The 2,638-nt window shown below is 64.9% G+C and carries 2 protein-coding genes and 1 pseudogene; all 3 read right to left on the bottom strand.

Translation table 11 applies throughout. The annotated features are described in order from the left end of the window. Positions 1 to 31 precede the first annotated feature (31 nt). Complete coding sequence (locus JWR98_RS29040; RefSeq protein ID WP_078732762.1) at positions 32 to 958, bottom strand: sugar ABC transporter substrate-binding protein; 927 nt, start codon at positions 956 to 958, stop codon at positions 32 to 34. Positions 959 to 977: 19 nt separating this feature from the next. Next, positions 978 to 1,724 carry a TIM barrel protein gene (locus JWR98_RS29035; RefSeq protein ID WP_078732900.1) on the bottom strand — a complete coding sequence of 249 codons (747 nt, stop codon included), beginning with the start codon at positions 1,722 to 1,724 and terminating at the stop codon, positions 978 to 980. Positions 1,725 to 1,753: 29 nt separating this feature from the next. After that, a pseudogene (locus JWR98_RS29030) lies at positions 1,754 to 2,638 on the bottom strand (Gfo/Idh/MocA family oxidoreductase); the annotation flags it as partial.

Below are 2,638 nucleotides of genomic sequence, written 5' to 3'. Positions count from 1 at the left end.
CCCTCCCACATTTGCAGCGGTGTACGCCAGGTTATTTGTAGCGCTGCTCGAACACCGCCACCTGTTCGGGCTTGATCAGCTCGAACGGCACCCACACCTCGGCTTCGATCGGCTCACCCTTGATCATCCGGATCGCCGACTCCACCGCTTTGGTGGCCTGGGCCTTGGGGTCCTGGAACACCGACGCCGCCAGCATCCCGCGCTTTACCGCTGCCAGGCCGTCGGGCAGACCGTCGATGCCGATAATCGCCACCTCGCCCTTGGCCCTGCCGGACTGTTGCAACGCCATGGCCGCTCCGATCGCCATCTCATCGTTGTTGGCCACAATCGCATCGAATTGCGTGCCCGCCAGCAGCCAGTTGCTCGTCAGGTCCATGCTTTTGCTGCGCTGCCATTCGGCGCTTTGCTGCTCCACCACCTTGATCCCCGGAAAGTCCTTGAGCACCTGCCTGGCGCCTTCGGTACGGTCGTGGGTGGCGTTTTGTGCGAGGTCACCCATGATGATCGCCACCGTGCCTTTGCCGCCGAGTTTTTGCGCGAGGTAGCGCATCTGCAATTGCCCGGCCTCGATGTCATTGGAGGCCACGGTGACCACGCCCTTGGGCAGGGTGCGTTCATCCGGATGGCGGTTGACGTACACCAGCGGCGTCTTGGCGGCCACTGCGGCGCGGGTCATGTTGGCGGTGGCGGAGGTGTCCACCGGCAGCACGATCACCGCGTCGACTTTCTGGTTGAGGAATCCCTCGACCTGGTTGAGTTGGCGCACCACGTCGCCCTGGGCATCTTCGAACTGGATCTGTACATCCTGCTGCCTGGCGGCGGCTTCCAGGCCGGTGCGTACGTAGGTCATGAAGTTATCGTCGACCCTGGCGATGCTGACCCCGATGCGGTAAGCGGCGAAGGTCCATTGGCTGAACAGCAGTAACAGTGCGGCAACGAGCAATGAATAACGAGGCATGAGGGTGTTCCTTTTATTGTTATAGGGTGAATGCTTGGCGGAAACGCTCCAGGGCCAGTTCGCTGTCGCCGCTGGCCCAGCCTTCCAGGCCGACCACGCCGCTGTAGCCTATGCCGTGCAGGGCCCTGGCGATGGCCGGGTAGTGGATTTCACCGGTACCGGGCTCTTTGCGCCCCGGTACGTCGGCCACCTGGATTTCACCGATGGCGGAGCCTGCGCGCTGGATCAGTTCGATCAGGTTTCCTTCGCCGATCTGCGCGTGGTACAGGTCCAGGTTCATTTTCAGGTGCGGGCTGCCCACGGCTTCGATCAACGCCAGGGTGTCGTCGGCGCGGGCGAACGGGGTGCCGGGGTGGTCGACCTCGGTGTTGAGGTTTTCCAGCAGGAACACGCGGCCGGCGTCTTCCCCCAGGCGCGCGATTTTCTCCAGGGTCTTGCAGGCGCTCAGCCACATGCGCCCGGTGGTCTGGCTGACGGGTTGCACCGGCAGGCCACCGTCACCCAGGCCGGTGCCGTGCAGGTTGAGGCTGGGGCAATCGAGGCGCTCGGCGACGCTCAAGGACTCGCGGGCGCTGTCGAGCATGCGGCGGCTGCCGTCGGGGTCGGTGAGGGTGCCGCTGATATAGCCGGTCATCGAGGTGAAATTGGCGCCGGTGGCGGCGAGGGCGTTGATGTCCTTGTCTGTCCAGCTCCAGATTTCCGCGCAAAAGCCCAGTGCATGAATGCGTTTGACGCGCTCGACGAAGGGCAGGTCGAGAAACACCATCTCGGCACTGATCGCCAGCTTGAACGGGATCACAGGGCCACCGCCTGGCCTTGCTCATAGGACGCGATGCAGGCGCGGGCAATCGCCAGCGCCGCCCGCGCATCTTCGCCGCTGGCCAGGGGCTTGGCGCCGCTGCGCAGGCAGTCGACAAAGTGGTTGAGTTCGGCAACGTAGGCGTCGCGCAGCAGGTCGGTGTCCAGACGTTGGGTATCGGCCTGGATGCCCTGGGCCAGGTAGCGCAGCAGGTCGGACTCCTGCACGCCGCCCATGGTCAGCATGCCGGCGCTGCCGAACACTTCGCCGCGCACGTCGTAGCCATACACCGCTTGAAAGTTCGCTTCGGCGGTGGCAATCGCACCGTTGTCGAAGCGGATCGTGACCACGGCGGTGTCGAGGAAACCCTGGCTTTTGTACGCCGGGGCGATCAGGGCGTCGGCCATTACGTGGACTTGCACCGCCTCGGCGCCGGGGTTGAGGTAGCGCAGGGTGTCGAAGTCGTGGATCAGGGTCTCCAGGAAGATCACCCATTGTGGCGAGTTGGCCGGGTTGTTCAGCGCCGGGTCGCGGGTCAGCGAGCGCAGCAGTTGCGGCGTACCGATGCGCCCGGCCAGTACGTCGAGGTGGGCCGTGCGGAAGCTCTTGGCGAACCGGCGGTTGAAGCCGACCTGCAACGCAACGCGGGCATCGGCGGCGGCGGCAATGGCGCGGTCGGCTTCATCGAGGGTGATGGCCATGGGTTTTTCGCAGAAGATTCCTTTGCCGGCGCGGGCGGCGCTGATCACCAGTTCGGCATGGCTGCGGGCGGGGGCGCGATGATCACGCCGTCGATGTCCGGGTCGTCGAGCAACTGTTGTGGGTCGGTGTAGACCTTGTCTACTCCCAGTTCAGCCGCCAGGCGCGCGGCCTGGCCAGGG

It is taken from the genome of Pseudomonas lactucae, assembly GCF_016937615.1.
Classification (GTDB): domain Bacteria; phylum Pseudomonadota; class Gammaproteobacteria; order Pseudomonadales; family Pseudomonadaceae; genus Aquipseudomonas; species Aquipseudomonas lactucae.
This window is presented reverse-complemented; position numbering and strand designations above follow the sequence as displayed.